Below are 16,712 nucleotides of genomic sequence, written 5' to 3'. Positions count from 1 at the left end.
TACGCGCGCATTTGCCCCTCCTACACTGACTACAGCGTAAATACCTGTGGATGGAAAAATGATTAGTGGAGTGTTGTATGCCCTGCTGGCCGGGATGATGTGGGGACTGATTTTCGTCGGCCCGCTGATCGTGCCCGAGTATCCGGCAATATTGCAGTCGACCGGACGTTATCTGGCGCTGGGGCTGATTGCCCTGCCCCTGGCGTGGCTGGGACGCGCGCGCTTGCGCCAGCTCAGCCGTCAGGACTGGGGGACCGCACTGGCGCTGACCATGATGGGCAATCTTATCTATTACGTTTGCCTCGCGAGTGCCATTCAGCGTACCGGTGCGCCGGTATCGACCATGATTATCGGCACGCTGCCGGTCGTCATCCCCGTCTTTGCTAACCTGCTCTACAGCCACCGCGATGGCAAACTGGCGTGGTCAAAAATGGCCCCGGCGCTGGTCTGCACCGCCCTGGGGCTGATATGCGTTAATATTGCCGAGCTGCGCCATGGGCAGGGCGATGTTGACCTGTGGCGGTACGGTTCTGGCATTCTGCTGGCGTTCATTTCCGTGGCGTGCTGGGCATGGTATGCCCTGCGCAACGCGCGCTGGCTGCGTGAGAACCCGGACAAGCACCCGATGATGTGGGCGACGGCGCAGGCGCTGGTCACTCTGCCCGTATCCGTCGTGGGGTATCTCGGCGCATGCCTCTGGCTGGGCCATCAGCAGCCGGACTTCGCCCAGCCCTTCGGGCCAAGACCGTGGGTGTTCATTGGCCTGATGGTTGCGATCGCGGTGCTGTGCTCATGGGTGGGCGCGCTGTGCTGGAACATTGCCAGCCAGAAGCTGCCGACGGTGATCTTAGGGCCGCTGATTGTCTTCGAAACCCTGGCCGGACTGCTTTATACCTTCCTGATGCGCCAGAGCGTGCCGCCGTTGTTCACGGCCTGCGGGATCGTGCTGCTGGTTGTGGGGGTAGTGATGGCGGTGAGAGCGAAGCCGGAAAAACCGAGGGTTGTTCCGGCATCGGAGGTGTGATATTTGCCGGGTGGCGGCTCCGCCTTACCCGGCCTACAAGGAGCCGTTTCGTAGGCCGGGTAAGCGCCAGCGCCACCCGGCATGATGTTAAAACGTTTCCCAGTTTGCTTCAGACGCCGCCGCGACAGGCTGCGCTTTTGGCACATAGGTTTTTACCGGCGCCGCTTTGACCGCCTGGTTGCGGGTAATTTTGAACACCGCCACCGCTTCGTTCAGGCGTGCAGCCTGATCTTCCAGCGCCGCCGCCGCGGCCGCAGACTCCTCCACCAGCGAGGCGTTCTGCTGGGTCACGCGGTCCATCTCGGCTACCGCCTGGCCCACCTGGTCGATACCGCGGCTCTGCTCGTCAGAGGCCGAAGCAATTTCGCCCATAATGTCGGTGACGCGGGTAACCGCATTGACGATCTCAGCCATCGTGGCCCCGGCTTCGTTAACCAGCTGCGAGCCCGCGTTCACGCGTTCGCCGGAGTCATCGATCAGCGCTTTGATCTCTTTCGCCGCCTGAGCGCTGCGCTGCGCAAGGGTACGCACTTCCCCTGCCACCACCGCAAAACCACGGCCCTGCTCGCCTGCACGGGCCGCTTCCACCGCCGCGTTCAGCGCCAGAATATTCGTCTGGAAGGCAATCCCGTCGATCACGTTGGTAATTTGCGCGATTTTGCTGGAGCTGGTGGCGATTTCGTCCATCGTCCGCACGACGCCTTCCACCACGTTACCGCCCTTCTTCGCCGTTGAGGAGGCATCCAGCGCCAGACGGGAAGCCTGACGCGCGTTATCGGCGTTCTGCTTCACGGTAGCCGTCAGCTGCTCCATGCTGGCTGCCGTCTCTTCCAGAGACGCGGCCTGCTGCTCGGTACGGGAAGAGAGATCGTTACTGCCTGCGGAGATTTCGCCTGCACCGGTGTAAATGGTATCTGCGCCTTCACGCACTACGCCCACGGTGTTCGCCAGCGAAGTTTGCATCTCCTGCACGTTGCGCGCCAGGATGGCCATTTCATTTTTTCCGTCGGCCTGAATCGGCTGGGTGAGATCGCCTGCCGCAATGGCGCGAATATGGTTGATCACCTCTTCCAGCGGCAGCAGCAGCACGCGGCGCATCGCAATCCAGCTGGAGATAATCACCACGATCACCAGCAGCATGACCGCAGAGAGGATCCACAGGATGCGTTTGTAATCACTTTCGTTATCCTGAATGCCTTTATCCGTGAGCGCGGCCTGCGCTTCACGCCATTCACGATAAACCGTCTGCATCGCATTCTGTTTTTGTTCGGCATTCTGCTTGAACATATCTTCCAGATTGCCCTGGCTCAGCAGAACATTCATTTGCGTCAGCGTTGCAGAGTAAATGCGGTACTGCTCTTCGAGTTGGTTGGTCAGGTTCTCATCCAGGCCTGGCGTATTCGGCAAGGCATAGTATTTATCGTAATGAACCTGGGCTTCAGTCAGCAGATTTTTCGCCGTGGTCACCAGCTCATTCAGCTGACCGCCGTTAATTTGCGAGGCCATGCTGCTTTGCAGGCGCAGCATCCCGCGGTTCAGGGTGACGCGCGCCTGGTTCAGACTGATCCACGCATCGGTAAACTCCGCCACGTTCTTGCTGGAGAGCTGCGACACGGTAAAGTTGTCTTTATCGTTATTCAGGGCGTTGATAAAGATACCGGCGGAAATCACTTGCATGATGCCGAGCACAAGCAGCACCGAAATCAGAAGGGTAATGACTTTTATACGTTTAAACATGCGTTGCCTTTGTTATATGCAGGTTTGTCTGACGTGGATATATCGGCAGGTGCAGCGGGTTGTTTACTGTTTCTCCACCTTTAAAAAGTTTCGAAACCACTTTCCTGAACCCATTCAGAGAGTTAAATCGGATATTTTTTTGTGATCTGCATCTCACTTTTACCCGTCCCTCTAAAGGGTTATAGCGTCGTTTATAAGATGCATTTAATATGCATCTTATATTATTGATGATGAGGTAACTGCTATGGCCTTTCGCGACCAACCCCTGGGCGAGCTGGCGCTCTCCATTCCTCGCGCTTCTGCGCTTTTTCGCAAATACGATATGGACTACTGCTGCGGCGGTAAGCAAACCCTGGCACGGGCGGCCTTACGCAAAGAGCTGAACGTTGAGGTGATTGAAGCCGAGCTGGCGAAGCTGGCCGAGCAGCCCGTCGACAAAGACTGGCGAACCGCTCCGCTCGCGGAAATCATCGACCATATCATCGTGCGTTACCATGACCGTCACCGTGAACAGCTGCCTGAGCTGATCCTGCAGGCGACCAAAGTCGAGCGCGTTCATGCCGACAAACCTTCCGTACCGCGCGGTCTGGCGAAATACCTGACCCTGCTGCACGAAGAGCTTTCCAGCCACATGATGAAAGAAGAACAGATCCTCTTCCCGATGATTAAACAGGGAATGGGAAGCCAGGCGATGGGGCCCATCAGCGTGATGGAAAGCGAGCATGATGACGCGGGCGAACTGCTGGAAGTGATCAAACACACCACCCACAACGTCACGCCGCCGCCAGAAGCGTGCACAACGTGGAAAGCGATGTACAACGGCATTAACGTGATGATTGACGACCTGATGGAACACATCAGCCTTGAGAACAACGTTCTGTTCCCGCGGGCATTAGCGGGGGAATAAAAAAGCCCGGTGGCGCTAGCGCTTACCGGGCCTGCAAGGTCCTCGAACGTAGGCCGGGTAAGCGTCAGCGCCACCCGGCAACATGCTTAACGCATGCCAGCCATCCGTTTCTTACCGATAAACATCCAGCCCAGCCCCAGCGCGATAAACCACAGCGGCGTGACGATCAGCGCCTGACGGGTATCATCTTCCAGCGTCAGCAGAACCAGCACGAAGACGAAGAACGCCATGCACACCCAGCACATCAGCTTGCCCAGCGGCATCTTGTAGATCGATTTTTCATGCAGGTGTGGGCGCTGTTTGCGGTACACCAGATAGGAACAGAGGATGATGGTCCAGACGAACATAAACAGGATCGCTGAGACCGTGGTAATCATGGTGAACGCGCCAATCACGCTTGGGTTTACGTAGAGCATCACCACGCCGCCCAGCAGGCACATGCAGGAGAAGGTCAGCCCTTTCGCAGGTACCGCACGCTTAGACAGCTTGGCGAACGCGCTCGGCGCCACACCTTCCTGCGCCAGACCAAACAGCATACGGCTGGTTGAGAACACGCCGCTGTTCGCGGAAGACGCCGCTGAGGTCAGCACCACGAAGTTAATCAGGCTCGCCGCCGCAGGCAGCCCCACCAGCACGAACAGCTCAACGAACGGGCTCTTGCTTGGCACCACCGAGCTCCACGGCGTCACGGACATAATGATGATCAGCGCGAAGACGTAGAACATGATGATACGCACCGGAATGGAGTTGATGGCGCGCGGGAGAGACTTCTCCGGATCTTTGGTTTCCGCAGCGGTCGTTCCGACAAGCTCAATCCCTACAAACGCGAACACCGCAATCTGGAAGCCGGCAAAGAAGCCGCTGATACCTTTCGGGAACCAGCCTCCATCATTCCACAGATGGGTAAACGACGCCTGAACGCCGGTTGGTGACTGGAAGTGGGTGAGCACCATCACCAGGCCCACCACGATGAGCCCGACAATGGCCACGATTTTGATCATCGCGAACCAGAACTCCATCTCACCGAACATTTTAACGGTGGCGAGGTTCAGGCTCAGCAGCAGAACAATAACCGCCAGCGAGGCCACCCAGTCCGACAGCCCGGGGAACCAGAACTGCGCATAGGCGGTTATCGCCACGACGTCCGCCATACCGGTCACGACCCAGCAGAACCAGTAGGTCCAGCCGGTGAAATAGCCCGCCCATGGCCCGAGCAGGTCTGAAGCGAAGTCGCTGAAGGATTTGTATTCGAGGTTCGAGAGCAGCAGCTCACCCATTGCACGCATCACGAAGAACAGCATAAAACCGATAATCATATAAACGAATATGATTGACGGTCCGGCGAGACTGATGGTTTTGCCTGACCCCATAAACAGCCCGGTACCGATGGCACCCCCAATAGCAATGAGCTGGATATGACGGTTTGTGAGATTGCGCCGTAGCGACTGTTCAGACGACGCCTCTTCGTCGGCGACGACTTTGACCTGATCTACCATGTGATATTTTCCTGTTTATGCCTGTCTGTGTTGTTAAGGCTCTTCTGGCCTTTAAATACGTCAAAAAAATGACGTTCCCTTGTTAGGGCTAATCGATATTAGGTAAGAATCGGCGGGATGAATACTATGATTTAGATATTATGTTAATAATATGTTGAAAGTGAGTGTCATATCACTCATGCAGCGCGAAACAGCTCACAAAAATACACGCAACAGTTTCGTTTGCAAGATAAAATATTGATTCCGACTTAACTATAGGTTTTCACGCTATTTTCCCCTCCCCAACCGGGGAGAGGAAATAAGAAAAGTCGATTACAGAATTTCCAGCAGCTCGACTTCAAAGACCAGAGTGCTGAATGGCGGGATGGACGCGCCAGCGCCGCGCTCGCCGTAAGCCAGGTTGTGCGGGATAGTCAGTTCCCATTTGGAACCGACTGGCATCAGGGTCAGCGCTTCGATCCAGCCTGCGATAACGCCATTCACCGGGAACTCAGCCGGTTCGCCGCGCGCGACGGAGCTGTCGAAGACGGTACCGTCGATCAGCTTACCGGTGTAGTGTACGCGAACGTGGTCGGTACGCGCCGGGATTGCGCCATCGCCCTGATTGATCACGCGGAACTGCAGACCAGACTCGGTGCTGTTCACGCCTTCACGCTCACGGTTCTCTTCCAGATATTTCACACCTTCGGCGGCCATCTCTTCAAAGCGCGCGCGACGCACGGCGTCAGCACGCTCGTGGATTTCACGCAGCGCACGGTGCACAACGTCAACCGGAACGGCAGGCTGTTTACCTTCCAGCGCGTCAGCGATACCCGCCACCAGCGCTTCAGGTAACAGACCTTCCAGGCCGGATTCGCTCAGCTGCTGTCCTACCTGCAAGCCGATACCGTAACTTGCCTGCGCTTCGATAGTGTCAAAAGTCGGGGTGGTCATGGGTTTTCCTTCCATCACATTTAAAGTAGCGGGCAGCATATCAGCCATGCCCTTATGGGTAAAACTTTGTCTGAAGTTAAGGTGACAAACCGCGACGAAACAGAAACAATAGAGAGAACCAGGATTAATCCCGAACTGATGTCACGGATGTCGGGTTTACTACGCCGTTCAGGCAGTTAGCAAACTATACTTCGGGGCACAGGATAAAAAATACGCGGAGCAGGAGGAGTGCCATGCCCGGGCGATTTGAACTGAAACCTACCCTGGCGAAAATCTGGCAGGCGCCGGACAATTTTCGCATCATGGATCCGCTGCCTCCTCTGCATCGCAGAGGGATCATCATTGGTGCGCTGATGGTGATTGTGGGCTTCCTGCTTCCTTCCGGTGGCGATGATGTTGATACTGCCCCCGTCACCCGCAATGCTCAGCTGGACCTTCAGTCGCAAACGCGACCGCAGCCTGACGCACAGCCGATGCAGACGCAGCTCGTTACCCCGTCTAACGATCCGGGTCAGGTCGCGCCGGTTGAGCCAGAGCCGATTCAGGACGAACAGCCACAGGAACAGGCCGCCGCCCCGTCTCAGCCTCAGACCCAACAGCCCACCGGCATTGAGCAACAGTGGCGTTCCTATCGCGTAGAGCCGGGGAAAACGCTGGCGCAGCTGTTCCGTGACCACAACCTGCCGCCGACAGACGTGTATGCCATGGCGAAGGTGGAAGGCGCGGGTAAACCGCTCAGTAACCTGCAGAATGGCCAGATGGTGCAAATTCGCCAGAATGCCAGCGGGGTGGTGACAGGATTAACGATTGATACCGGAAATGGACAACAGGTGCTGTTTACCCGCCAGACAGACGGCAGCTTTATCAGGGTACGTTAAGGGCGGGGTTCTGTAAAAAGCAAAACGCCGGCACAAGGCCGGCGTTTCAACGTGAGCAGAGTAAAAAAATTACTCAGCTACAACGTTAACAACCAGTTTAGCGAACACTTCGCTGTGAACCTGGAAGTCAACTTCGTGCTCACCAGTGGTACGCAGAACGCCGTTCGGCAGACGAACTTCGCTCTTAGCCACTTTAACGCCTGCTGCAGAAACTGCATCAGCGATATCGCGGGTACCGATGGAACCGAACAGTTTACCTTCGTCGCCAGCTTTGGACGCGATGGTAACGGTGCCCAGTGCGTTGATTGCTTCAGCGCGAGCGTTAGCAGCCGCCAGAACGTCAGCCAGTTTGGCTTCCAGTTCAGCGCGACGTGCTTCGAAAAACTCTACGTTTTTCTTGGTAGCTGGAACAGCTTTACCCTGTGGAACCAGGAAGTTACGAGCGTAACCCGCTTTTACGTTTACCTGATCACCCAGGCTGCCCAGGTTTGCTACTTTATCAAGCAGAATAACTTGCATTACCTTATCCTCTTAAAGTCGTATTAATGGACCGTGCCCGATTACTGATGACGATCAGTGTACGGCAGCAGGGACAGGTAGCGAGCGCGTTTGATAGCGCGAGCCAGCTGACGCTGATATTTTGCACGAGTACCGGTGATACGGCTTGGGACAATCTTACCGCTTTCGGTGATGTAGTTTTTCAGCGTTGCGATATCTTTATAGTCGATCTCTTGAACGCCTTCCGCGGTGAAACGGCAGAACTTGCGACGACGGAAATAACGTGCCATATGGCTAGTCTCCAGAATCTATCAAATCAATCTGCTCGGCATGCAGAACCATTTTGCTCAGACCGTTCTTTGCCTTGTGGCAAGAGATGAACCCCTGAACGATTACTGCACTACCGACCGTTAAACTGTGAGTAATGGCCTGGTTTTCGTGTCCGCTAATAATAACGGGCATTTGGCACCACGCCTGCCGGTGAAACCCGGCTTCCTCTTGCACAGAACGATGCTCAAGCACGAACTGGCAATGCGGAATTCCTGATGGACTGACCTTTCGAAGGGGAGCCCTGCATACGATGCCGGACAACGCCAGACGGTTGGTCATCAGAAATTACTCTTCAGAATCCCCAGCATCAGAATCATCTGCGGTTTCGTTTGCGAAATCATCGCGACGCTCACGGCGCTCGTCTTTCGCTTTAACCATCGGAGATGCTTCGGTCACTGCGTTTTTGGTACGCATAACCATGCTGCGGATAACGGCATCGTTGAAGCGGAAGTTAGTTTCCAGCTCATCGATCACTTCCTGCGGCGCTTCAACGTTCATCAGAACGTAGTGTGCTTTGTGCAGTTTGTTGATCGGATAAGCCAGCTGACGGCGGCCCCAGTCTTCCAGACGGTGGATCGTGCCCGCTGCTGCAGTGATTGCACCAGTGTAGCGCTCGATCATACCCGGAACCTGTTCGCTCTGGTCAGGATGGACCATAAAAACGATTTCGTAATGACGCATCGAATTGCTCCTTACGGATTATTCAGCCTCCTGTCTGGGTCAGCCGAGGCCCGGGGAGGCAAGGAACGTGTTAAAGGTCGGCTGAAAAATTGACGCGTCATAATACTTGCGCGCCCCTGGAAACTCAAGCTGATTGCACAAATAATTCGCACAAAGCGCGAAGCGGGTCTAAGTGGGTGATTTAAAATTACTCACACCCGTAAGCGGTGTTTTTTTGAACAACTGCATCAGAAATGGTCACGCATCCCCGCCGGAGGAGTGATTACACTTTAATCAGAGATAACCGAAACAGAAGAAGGAGCATCCCCCCTCTCACAGCACGCAGTCGTGGAGCGCATATCATGAAAAAAATCGCATTAGCCATAATGGCGGCGCTTTTGCTCAGTGCAAACGCGATGGCAGCCATCAAGATAGACAGCCGACAGGCCAGAAACATGGATGATGTGCACAGCTTAGGCGTAATCTATATTAATCATAATTTCGCCACCGAAAGCGAAGCAGATCAGGCACTAAATGAAGAGACCGACGCCCAGGGCGCAACCTATTACCACGTGATGTTAATCCGTGAGCCCGGCAGCAACGGCAATATGCACGCCAGTGCAGATATTTACCGATAACGCCTTAACGCTAGCACCAGGAAAGCCAACAACGAGAACATAGCCATAGTTGACGTTGCCCCCTGCCCGGGGGCTTTTTTTGTGAATGGCTCCGGAATACCACCGGTTACAACTGTTTTTCGGTATTCCAGAGCACTTATTCACTTCTGCCCGTAATAGGCATTCGGGCCATGCTTGCGCATGAAATGCTTGTTCATCAGGTAATCATCAATGCCCTGAAGCTGTGGGTTAATGCCGCGGGCAATCCACGCCATACGTGCCACTTCCTCCATGACGACCGCATTATGGACGGCGTCGTGGGCATCTTTTCCCCAGGCGAACGGGCCGTGCTGATACACCACAATCCCCGGCGTATGCAGCGGCTCGCATTCTCCCAGCGTGTCGATAATCACCTTTCCGGTGTTGAGCTCGTACTCTCCTTCCACTTCATCCTGCGTTAATGCGCGCGTGCAGGGGATGTCGCCAAAGAAGTAGTCCGCATGTGTCGTGCCCAGCGCCGGAATCGCCAGCCCCGCCTGTGCCCAGGCGGTCGCGTGCGTGGAGTGAGTATGCACCACACCGCCAAGGGACGGATAACGCCGATACAGCGCCAGATGGGTCGCCGTGTCCGAAGAAGGACGCCATTTACCGTCAACGACGTTTCCTTCAAGATCGACCACCACCATATCGTCAGCCTTCATGGTGTCATACGCCACACCGCTCGGCTTAATCACGATCAGCCCCTGCTCGCGATCGATAGCGCTGACGTTACCCCAGGTGAAGGTGACCAGGCCGTAGCGGGGCAGATCCATGTTGGCTTCAAAGACCTGCTGTTTAAGCTTAAGCATGTTCAGCCTCCAGTAATCCCGCGCGCGCCATACGCTCGCGCACCCAGTCCCGCGCCTTTGCTACTTCCGCAGCAGGGTTGTCCGACGTTTCGCTCCACATCTCAATCAGGTAAGGCCCGCAATAGCCTGTCTGCTTGAGCGTCTCGAAGCACCGTTCGAAATCCACCACCCCGGTGCCGAACGGTACGTTTTTAAACACGCCAGGACGGGTATCTTTGACGTGCACCGCCACGATATGCCCTATGCCTGCCTGCAGCTCCATCTGCACGTCGTTATCCCATGCCGACAGGTTGCCGATATCGGGATAAAGCTGGAACCACGGGTTGTTCAGATAGTGCGCGTAGCCCAGCGCCTTACTGATGGAGTTCATCAGCGGGTAATCCATGATCTCCATTGCCAGCGTGACCTGCGCACGGCTGGCCATCTCAACGCTCTCTTTCAGACCATCACGGAAACGACGGCGCGTTTCATTGTTGGCTTCCTGATAGTAAACGTCATAACCCGCCAGCTGGATCACGCGGATACCCACGTCCTGCGCAAAGCGGATGGCTTTACGCATGATCTCCAGCCCCTGCGCGCGCACGGCATCATCTTCGCTGCCGAGCGGAAAACGGCGGTGAGCGCTCAGGCACATGGATGGCACGCGCACGCCCGTTTCCGCGATGGCGCTTACCAGTGCCAGGCGCTGTTCGCGGCTCCAGTCGAGGCGAGCAAGACGCTCGTCCGTCTCATCCACCGACATTTCGACAAAATCGAAACCCAGCTGCTTCGCCAGCTGTAACCGCTCCAGCCAGCACTCCCCCGCAGGGAGTGCCTTTTCATAGATGCCAAGCGGGACCTGTTTTGACAACATACCCGCTCCTTAGCCCCAAAGCTGAGCGATTGAGCGTTTGAACTGACGCGCGGCTTCCACCGGGGACGCCGCATCACGAATGCTGCGACCGGCAATAAAGACGTGAATCGGAATGCCCTTGAACAGCGGCAGATCTTCCAGCGCCAGACCGCCAGTGACGGTCACTTTGAAACCCATATCGGCCAGACGTTTGATGGCGCTGATATCCGCCTCGCCCCACGCCACACCTGCGGCCTGGGCATCACGGCTGCGGTGATATACCACCTGCTGAATGCCCGCGTCGCGCCACTCCTGGGCCTGCTCCCAGGTCCAGAAGCCGGTCAGCTCAATCTGCACGTCGCCATTAAACTCTTTTGCCACGTCCAGCGCGCCTTTGGCGGTGTTGATATCCGCACAGCAGATCACGGTGACCCAGTCGGCGTTGGCTTCGAAGCACATGCGGGAGAGGATTTTGCCTGCGTCGGCGATTTTGGCATCCGCCAGCACGATTTTATGCGGATAGAGCGCTTTCAGGTCACGAACCGCACGAACGCCTTCGCCCACGCACAGAATGGTACCCACTTCAATGATGTCCACTTCTTCCGCAATCAGGCGGGTGGTTTCGTAAGCGTGAGACAGCGTTTGGTTATCCAGCGCAACTTGCAACATGGGTAATGACATATTCAATTCCTCTTAAACGGCCGCCGCAGTGGCGTTATCAATTAAATCCAGCACGTCCTGCGCGGTGCGGCAGGCGCGTAAACGGTCAAAATTGGCTTCGTCATCAAACAGATTGACGATCTGCATGATGCCCACCTCCTGGTGGGTATTGGCATCGACAGCCGCCATAGTGATAAGGATGTCGACCGGGTCGTTATCTTCGTGGTTAAACACCAGCGGCGTTTTCAGCGTCACCAGCGCGAAGCCGGTTTTCTTGACGCCCTCTTCCGGGCGGCCATGCGGCATCGCCAGGCCTGGCGCAATCACAAAGTAAGGGCCATGCTGCGCCACGCCATCCAGAATCGCCTGGTAGTAACGCGGCTCGACAACGTCAGCCTTAACCAGCAGATCCACACTCAGCTTCACCGCTTCCTGCCAGGTACTGGCTTCGGCCTGTAAAAGGATGGAGTTATTCTCTGCCAGCGAATCACGTAGTTTCATGTGGCGTCCTTACTTCACGTCTTGTGGGAAGTGTTCTTTGATCACTTCCAGCAGTTTTGGTCCGAAATCCGCAGGCGACAGCATGTTGCGTACGCCCACCACATATTTATTACCCGACACACTAATTTCGCCGGCGATATGAGTAGAGGCGATGATGATGTCCGCGCCGTTCAGCTCACTTTTGTATTCACCCACTGCGCAGCTGTTCACCGTGTGGTCGATGTTGGACTGGGTTAAAAACTGGTCCACTTTCATCTTCATGATCATGGAGCTGCCTTGCCCATTACCACACACAGCCAGGATACGTACGGTCATAATCGAAACTCCTTAATGAGCAGACACTTCTGCTGTTTGTTTTTCCGCATCTTCTTCAGCTCGCAGCGAACGGCCAGCGAAGAACATATAAGCCAGAGCAATCAGGATGATGATGGCCATAAAGATCAGTCCGATGGAGGCAAAACCCTGCATCATCGGCGGTGCCAGAATTGACCAGTCCGCCATGCCCATCCAGGCGCTCATACCGGTGAGCTTGACCGCCCACACGCAGCCAAAGATTTCAACCATGCCCATTACCAGGCAGATCTTGAGCGCCGCGCGCCAGCCGCCGAAGTGGTTAGCGAATACGCCGATGGTGGCGTTGGAGAAGAACATCGGGATAAAGCCCGGAATAATCAGGATTGAGGAGCCGCAGCCGACCAGGATGCCCACCGCAATCAGCTGGCCGATGGTGCCCCACATAAAGCCCCAGACCACCGCGTTTGGCGCGAAGCTATAGATAGCGGCACAGTCGATGGCCAGTACCGCGCCAGGAATCAGGCGCTGAGAGATACCGTTGAAAGCTTCAGACAGTTCGGCGACGAACATACGCACGCCCTGAGTAATGATGAAAATAGCCACGGCGAAAGAGAAACCGGTCTGCAGGATGTAAACCGTCCAGTGGGTTTTCCCCGCCATCGCCTGCACCACATCAATACCGAAGGAGAGCAGAATGGCGCCGAAGAAGAGGGTCATCACAATCGCGGTCGACACGATGTTGTCATGGAAGATATTCAGCCAGCCAGGCAGCTTAAGGTCTTCAACACTCTCTTCTTTTTTACCCAGGTACGGCGCAACTTTATAAGCAATCCAGGCAGCAAACTGTTGCTGGTGACCGATGGAAAAACCGCAACCGTCGGTCACTATCTGGGTTGGCTTGTACATCATGTTGGAGGTGATACCCCAGTAGAGCGAGACCAGCACCGCGGTGCAGATAATCGTGGTCCACATTGGGTAACCGAAGATATAGAGAGAAACCGCAATCAGCCCCGCCTGCTGGAACATAATGTGCCCGGTGAGCATGATGGTGCGAATACCGGTAATGCGGCGCAGCAGAACATAGATAATGTTCAGCGCCAGCGCGAGCAGAACGGCGTAACCTACCCAGCTATAGGCATCGCCCATACGATCGATGGTCGCCATCATTGAGGCGTAGGTATCAGAGATAGCCCCATTAATGCCATACACTTCCGACATTTTGGCAACGACTGGCTTAAACGTGCTGGTCAGTATGCCCGACCCCGCCTGCAACAGCATGAAACCGATAATGGTTTTGATGGTGCCTTTAATAATCACGCTGACGCTTTTACGCAGCAGGATATATCCCAGGCACGTCACGATACCCAGCAACAGCGGGGCGTTGGTCATTACCTGATTAAAGAAAACGGTAAAGACGTTGTAGAGGATCTCCATAACTCTCTCCAGAAATGAGAACACGAGGGGCAATCCCTGTGCGGTTGGTGCCATCACTCTATTAATCACAAATAATCACCACAAGATTGAATTTGATTATTTGTGACGCATCACGCAATTTATTTCCCTTCAGTTAGTAATGATTTTCACTACCGCACAAAAGAAATAAATTAGTCCTTATAATTCATGAAATTAATGTTTATTGCGCGATAATCTAACAAGTAACAAGCAGAGAGTCTGTGACGTTGAGCAGATAAAATTCCGCATTTTCGCTATTGCAAAGCGCGTAAAATGGTGCCAGCATTAATCACAACGAATCACAATGTGATTACTTTTGATTAAAACCAGGAGTCAAAACGATGAGTAAAGTGAAAACCATCACCCGTGAATCATGGATTCTGAGCACCTTTCCGGAGTGGGGTAGCTGGCTGAACGAAGAAATCGAGCAGGAACAGGTTGCTCCTGGCACGTTTGCAATGTGGTGGCTGGGCTGCACCGGGATCTGGCTGAAATCAGAAGGTGGCGCCAATATCTGCGTCGATTTCTGGTGCGGCACCGGCAAACAGAGCCACGGTAACCCGCTGATGAAAAAAGGCCACCAGATGCAGCGTATGGCCGGCGTTGAAAAACTCCAGCCGAACCTGCGTACTACACCGTTTGTGCTGGATCCTTTTGCCATTCGTCAGATCGATGCCGTACTCTCTACCCACGATCACAACGACCATATTGATGTAAACGTGGCGGCTGCGGTGATGCAAAACTGCGCGGACGATGTGCCGTTTATCGGGCCGCAGACCTGCGTGGATCTCTGGATTGGCTGGGGTGTGCCGAAAGAGCGCTGCATCGTGATGAAACCGGGCGACGTGGTGAAAATCAAAGACATTGAAATCCATGCTCTTGATGCCTTTGACCGTACCGCTCTGATTACGCTGCCGGCCGATCAAAAAGCGGCAGGTGTACTGCCAGACGGCATGGACGAGCGCGCGGTGAACTACCTGTTCAAAACGCCGGGCGGCTCCCTGTATCACAGCGGTGACTCCCACTACTCCAACTACTACGCTAAGCACGGTAACGAGCATCAGATTGACGTGGCCCTGGGCTCCTACGGCGAGAACCCGCGCGGTATTACGGATAAAATGACCAGCGCCGACATGCTGCGCATGGCGGAAGCGCTGAACACCAAAGTCGTTATTCCGTTCCACCACGATATCTGGTCAAACTTCCAGGCCGATCCGCAGGAAATTCGCGTGTTGTGGGAGATGAAAAAAGACCGCCTGAAGTACGGCTTCAAGCCATTTATCTGGCAGGTAGGCGGCAAGTTCACCTGGCCGCTGGACAAAGACAATCTTGAGTACCACTACCCGCGTGGTTTCGATGATTGCTTCACCATTGAGCCTGACCTGCCGTTTAAGTCCTTCCTCTGATTCCGAGGCCACATCGCCAGACTTGTGTCTGGCGATTTCATATTTATTTTAGTAATTTCACGCTATTTCAAATATCATCTTTTCAAATCAATTCTTATCGGAATAGCTCATGACGGAAGCGCAACGGCATCAAATTTTACTGGAACTCCTGGCGCAAACAGGGTTTATCACCGTCGAGAAAGTGATCGAACGTTTAGGGATTTCCCCTGCCACCGCGCGGCGAGACATTAACAAGCTGGATGAAAGCGGCAAGCTGAAAAAAGTTCGCAACGGTGCGGAAGCCATTAGCCAGCAGCGCCCCCGCTGGACGCCGATGAACATTCATCAGGCGCAGAATCACGATGAAAAAGTGCGGATCGCCAGAGCCGCGTCGCAGCTGGTGAATCCCGGTGAGAGCGTCGTTATCAACTGCGGCTCTACGGCGTTTTTGCTGGGCCGCGAGATGTGCGGCAAGCCGGTGCAAATCATCACGAACTACTTACCGCTCGCCAACTATCTCATCGATCAGGAGCATGAGAGCGTGGTGATCATGGGTGGTCAGTACAATAAAAGTCAGTCGATTACGCTTAGCCCACAGGACAGCGAAAACAGTCTCTACGCCGGACACTGGATGTTTACCAGCGGCAAAGGCCTGACCGCTGAAGGTTTGTATAAAACCGATATGCTGACCGCGATGGCGGAACAAAACATGCTCAACGTGGTAGGCAAACTCGTGGTGCTGGTCGACAGCAGTAAAGTCGGTGAACGCGCAGGCATGCTGTTCAGCCGCGCAGAACAGATCGACCTGGTGATCACCGGCAAAGGGGCTAACCCCGAGATCCTCCAGAAGCTGGAAGATCAGGGAGTAAAAGTGCTGCGCGTTTAAAGGTGCTGGCGGAAAAACGCTACCGTGGCGTCCAGCGCCGCTGGCGTGATGCGGTGGCGAACGCCTGATTCCCACAAACAGGTCAGATTACCGTCCAGCCCGTCCTTCTTTAACGCCTGCTGCAGGCGGAAGGTACCGTCAGGTGGCACTACATCATCCGCATCACCGTGCCACAGCAAAAGCGGGCGATCTGCGAGGCGCGGCAATGCCCGGGTTACTTCCCACTCTTCCAGCCTCGCGGTGATTTCCGCTAAATCCTGAGGGGGAAAAAGGGTCTTCGCCAGCGAGGTAAAATAACCCGAGCCCATCAGACAGGCGACCGACCTCACTTCTGGATGGTGCGTCATGATCCCCAGGGCTGTCATACCGCCCATTGACGCCCCGGCCACGGCCAGACGATTCTCGGCCACCAGCCCTGCCTCATAAAGCGCATCGCGCAACCCGGCAAACTCGGTCAGACTCCCGTGCAGTATGTGCCAGAACTGCCCAAGGCGCGCCTGCTCATTACCCATAAATCGTGCGCCGTGGTCAGGCGCATCCGGCATCACCACGCGAAAACCTGCCTGCGCCAGCGCGACCGCAAAGTAACTGTAAACCAGCTTCGATGAGGTAAATCCATGATAAAAAACCACAACAGGCAGCGGTTTATCACGTTTACCCGCTGGCATAGCGTGTAAAATTTCATGGTCGCCGAGATGGCGTATTTCAATTTCAATCATTGTCGACCCTGCACGAATGGATGATTCATAATGTTGAGAACTGGATTACGGTTTC

Annotated in this window: 20 protein-coding genes; 6 read left to right on the top strand and 14 right to left on the bottom strand. The window is 55.0% G+C overall.

Features of this window, described 5'->3' with window-relative positions:
* The first annotated feature begins 58 nt into the window (after positions 1–58).
* Complete coding sequence (locus AA74_RS0106545; protein WP_025911935.1) at positions 59–1,024, top strand: DMT family transporter; 966 nt, start codon at positions 59–61, stop codon at positions 1,022–1,024.
* Positions 1,025–1,111: 87 nt separating this feature from the next.
* Here the strand turns inward: AA74_RS0106545 and AA74_RS0106540 are convergent, their stop codons facing one another.
* Positions 1,112–2,761: a methyl-accepting chemotaxis protein gene (locus AA74_RS0106540; protein ID WP_023293442.1), complete on the bottom strand. Its 1,650-nt coding sequence runs from the start codon at positions 2,759–2,761 to the stop codon at positions 1,112–1,114.
* A 244-nt stretch (positions 2,762–3,005) separates the two neighbouring features.
* Between AA74_RS0106540 and ytfE the strand changes: the two genes are divergently transcribed.
* On the top strand, positions 3,006–3,668 hold the full coding sequence (gene ytfE, locus AA74_RS0106535; protein WP_025911934.1) for an iron-sulfur cluster repair protein YtfE: 663 nt from the start codon (positions 3,006–3,008) through the stop codon (positions 3,666–3,668).
* A gap of 86 nt (positions 3,669–3,754) precedes the next feature.
* Here the strand turns inward: ytfE and cycA are convergent, their stop codons facing one another.
* Positions 3,755–5,164 (bottom strand): D-serine/D-alanine/glycine transporter, encoded by a 1,410-nt coding sequence (gene cycA, locus AA74_RS0106530; RefSeq protein ID WP_008502891.1) that lies wholly within the window; start codon positions 5,162–5,164, stop codon positions 3,755–3,757.
* 312 nt (positions 5,165–5,476) lie between these two features.
* Positions 5,477–6,097: an FKBP-type peptidyl-prolyl cis-trans isomerase gene (gene fklB / locus AA74_RS0106525; RefSeq protein ID WP_008502892.1), complete on the bottom strand. Its 621-nt coding sequence runs from the start codon at positions 6,095–6,097 to the stop codon at positions 5,477–5,479.
* Between the two features lie 233 nt (positions 6,098–6,330).
* On the opposite strand from fklB, the gene AA74_RS0106520 reads away from it, so the two are divergent.
* On the top strand, positions 6,331–6,975 hold the full coding sequence (locus tag AA74_RS0106520; protein ID WP_008502893.1) for an OapA family protein: 645 nt from the start codon (positions 6,331–6,333) through the stop codon (positions 6,973–6,975).
* Positions 6,976–7,044: 69 nt separating this feature from the next.
* Here AA74_RS0106520 and rplI read toward each other — a convergent pair whose 3' ends face one another.
* From rplI to rpsF, 4 genes are read right to left on the bottom strand one after another with little or no spacing between them, the layout of a single operon-like run.
* Positions 7,045–7,494 (bottom strand): 50S ribosomal protein L9, encoded by a 450-nt coding sequence (gene rplI, locus AA74_RS0106515; RefSeq protein ID WP_008502894.1) that lies wholly within the window; start codon positions 7,492–7,494, stop codon positions 7,045–7,047.
* Between the two features lie 41 nt (positions 7,495–7,535).
* Positions 7,536–7,763: a 30S ribosomal protein S18 gene (gene rpsR / locus AA74_RS0106510; protein ID WP_000135199.1), complete on the bottom strand. Its 228-nt coding sequence runs from the start codon at positions 7,761–7,763 to the stop codon at positions 7,536–7,538.
* Between the two features lie 4 nt (positions 7,764–7,767).
* Positions 7,768–8,082: a primosomal replication protein N gene (gene priB, locus AA74_RS0106505; RefSeq protein ID WP_008502895.1), complete on the bottom strand. Its 315-nt coding sequence runs from the start codon at positions 8,080–8,082 to the stop codon at positions 7,768–7,770.
* A gap of 6 nt (positions 8,083–8,088) precedes the next feature.
* Positions 8,089–8,484 (bottom strand): 30S ribosomal protein S6, encoded by a 396-nt coding sequence (gene rpsF, locus AA74_RS0106500; RefSeq protein ID WP_008502896.1) that lies wholly within the window; start codon positions 8,482–8,484, stop codon positions 8,089–8,091.
* A gap of 341 nt (positions 8,485–8,825) precedes the next feature.
* Between rpsF and yjfY the strand changes: the two genes are divergently transcribed.
* Positions 8,826–9,101 (top strand): DUF1471 family protein YjfY, encoded by a 276-nt coding sequence (yjfY, locus tag AA74_RS0106495; RefSeq protein ID WP_008502898.1) that lies wholly within the window; start codon positions 8,826–8,828, stop codon positions 9,099–9,101.
* A gap of 140 nt (positions 9,102–9,241) precedes the next feature.
* Here yjfY and AA74_RS0106490 read toward each other — a convergent pair whose 3' ends face one another.
* From AA74_RS0106490 to ulaA, 6 genes are read right to left on the bottom strand one after another with little or no spacing between them, the layout of a single operon-like run.
* Positions 9,242–9,928: an L-ribulose-5-phosphate 4-epimerase gene (locus tag AA74_RS0106490; RefSeq protein ID WP_025911930.1), complete on the bottom strand. Its 687-nt coding sequence runs from the start codon at positions 9,926–9,928 to the stop codon at positions 9,242–9,244.
* Positions 9,921–10,781: an L-ribulose-5-phosphate 3-epimerase gene (locus tag AA74_RS0106485; RefSeq protein WP_025911928.1), complete on the bottom strand. Its 861-nt coding sequence runs from the start codon at positions 10,779–10,781 to the stop codon at positions 9,921–9,923. The genes AA74_RS0106490 and AA74_RS0106485 overlap by 8 nt, the downstream gene beginning before the upstream one ends.
* A 9-nt stretch (positions 10,782–10,790) precedes the next feature.
* A complete protein-coding gene (ulaD, locus tag AA74_RS0106480; protein WP_008502901.1) occupies positions 10,791–11,441 on the bottom strand; it encodes a 3-keto-L-gulonate-6-phosphate decarboxylase UlaD in 651 nt (216 codons plus the stop codon).
* 12 nt (positions 11,442–11,453) lie between these two features.
* Positions 11,454–11,921, bottom strand: a complete 468-nt coding sequence (gene ulaC / locus AA74_RS0106475) for a PTS ascorbate transporter subunit IIA (RefSeq protein ID WP_003856024.1) — start codon at positions 11,919–11,921, stop codon at positions 11,454–11,456.
* Between the two features lie 9 nt (positions 11,922–11,930).
* A complete protein-coding gene (ulaB, locus tag AA74_RS0106470) occupies positions 11,931–12,236 on the bottom strand; it encodes a PTS ascorbate transporter subunit IIB (RefSeq protein ID WP_003856022.1) in 306 nt (101 codons plus the stop codon).
* A gap of 12 nt (positions 12,237–12,248) precedes the next feature.
* Positions 12,249–13,649 carry a PTS ascorbate transporter subunit IIC gene (ulaA, locus tag AA74_RS0106465; RefSeq protein WP_021240705.1) on the bottom strand — a complete coding sequence of 467 codons (1,401 nt, stop codon included), beginning with the start codon at positions 13,647–13,649 and terminating at the stop codon, positions 12,249–12,251.
* Between the two features lie 359 nt (positions 13,650–14,008).
* Between ulaA and ulaG the strand changes: the two genes are divergently transcribed.
* Both ulaG and ulaR read left to right on the top strand, forming a co-directional pair.
* Positions 14,009–15,073 carry an L-ascorbate 6-phosphate lactonase gene (gene ulaG / locus AA74_RS0106460; RefSeq protein WP_006810379.1) on the top strand — a complete coding sequence of 355 codons (1,065 nt, stop codon included), beginning with the start codon at positions 14,009–14,011 and terminating at the stop codon, positions 15,071–15,073.
* A 109-nt stretch (positions 15,074–15,182) separates the two neighbouring features.
* Positions 15,183–15,938: an HTH-type transcriptional regulator UlaR gene (gene ulaR, locus AA74_RS0106455; protein WP_008502904.1), complete on the top strand. Its 756-nt coding sequence runs from the start codon at positions 15,183–15,185 to the stop codon at positions 15,936–15,938.
* Here ulaR and yjfP read toward each other — a convergent pair.
* Positions 15,935–16,657: an esterase gene (gene yjfP, locus AA74_RS0106450; protein ID WP_025911918.1), complete on the bottom strand. Its 723-nt coding sequence runs from the start codon at positions 16,655–16,657 to the stop codon at positions 15,935–15,937. The genes ulaR and yjfP overlap by 4 nt on opposite strands.
* Between the last annotated feature and the right edge of the window lie 55 nt (positions 16,658–16,712).

Origin of the sequence: Enterobacter sp. 5-4 (assembly GCF_000612205.1) — a bacterium.
GTDB classification, from domain to species: Bacteria; Pseudomonadota; Gammaproteobacteria; order Enterobacterales; family Enterobacteriaceae; genus Enterobacter; species Enterobacter roggenkampii.
The sequence above is the reverse complement of the archived record's forward strand: the minus strand, read 5'-3'. Positions and strand labels throughout refer to the sequence as shown.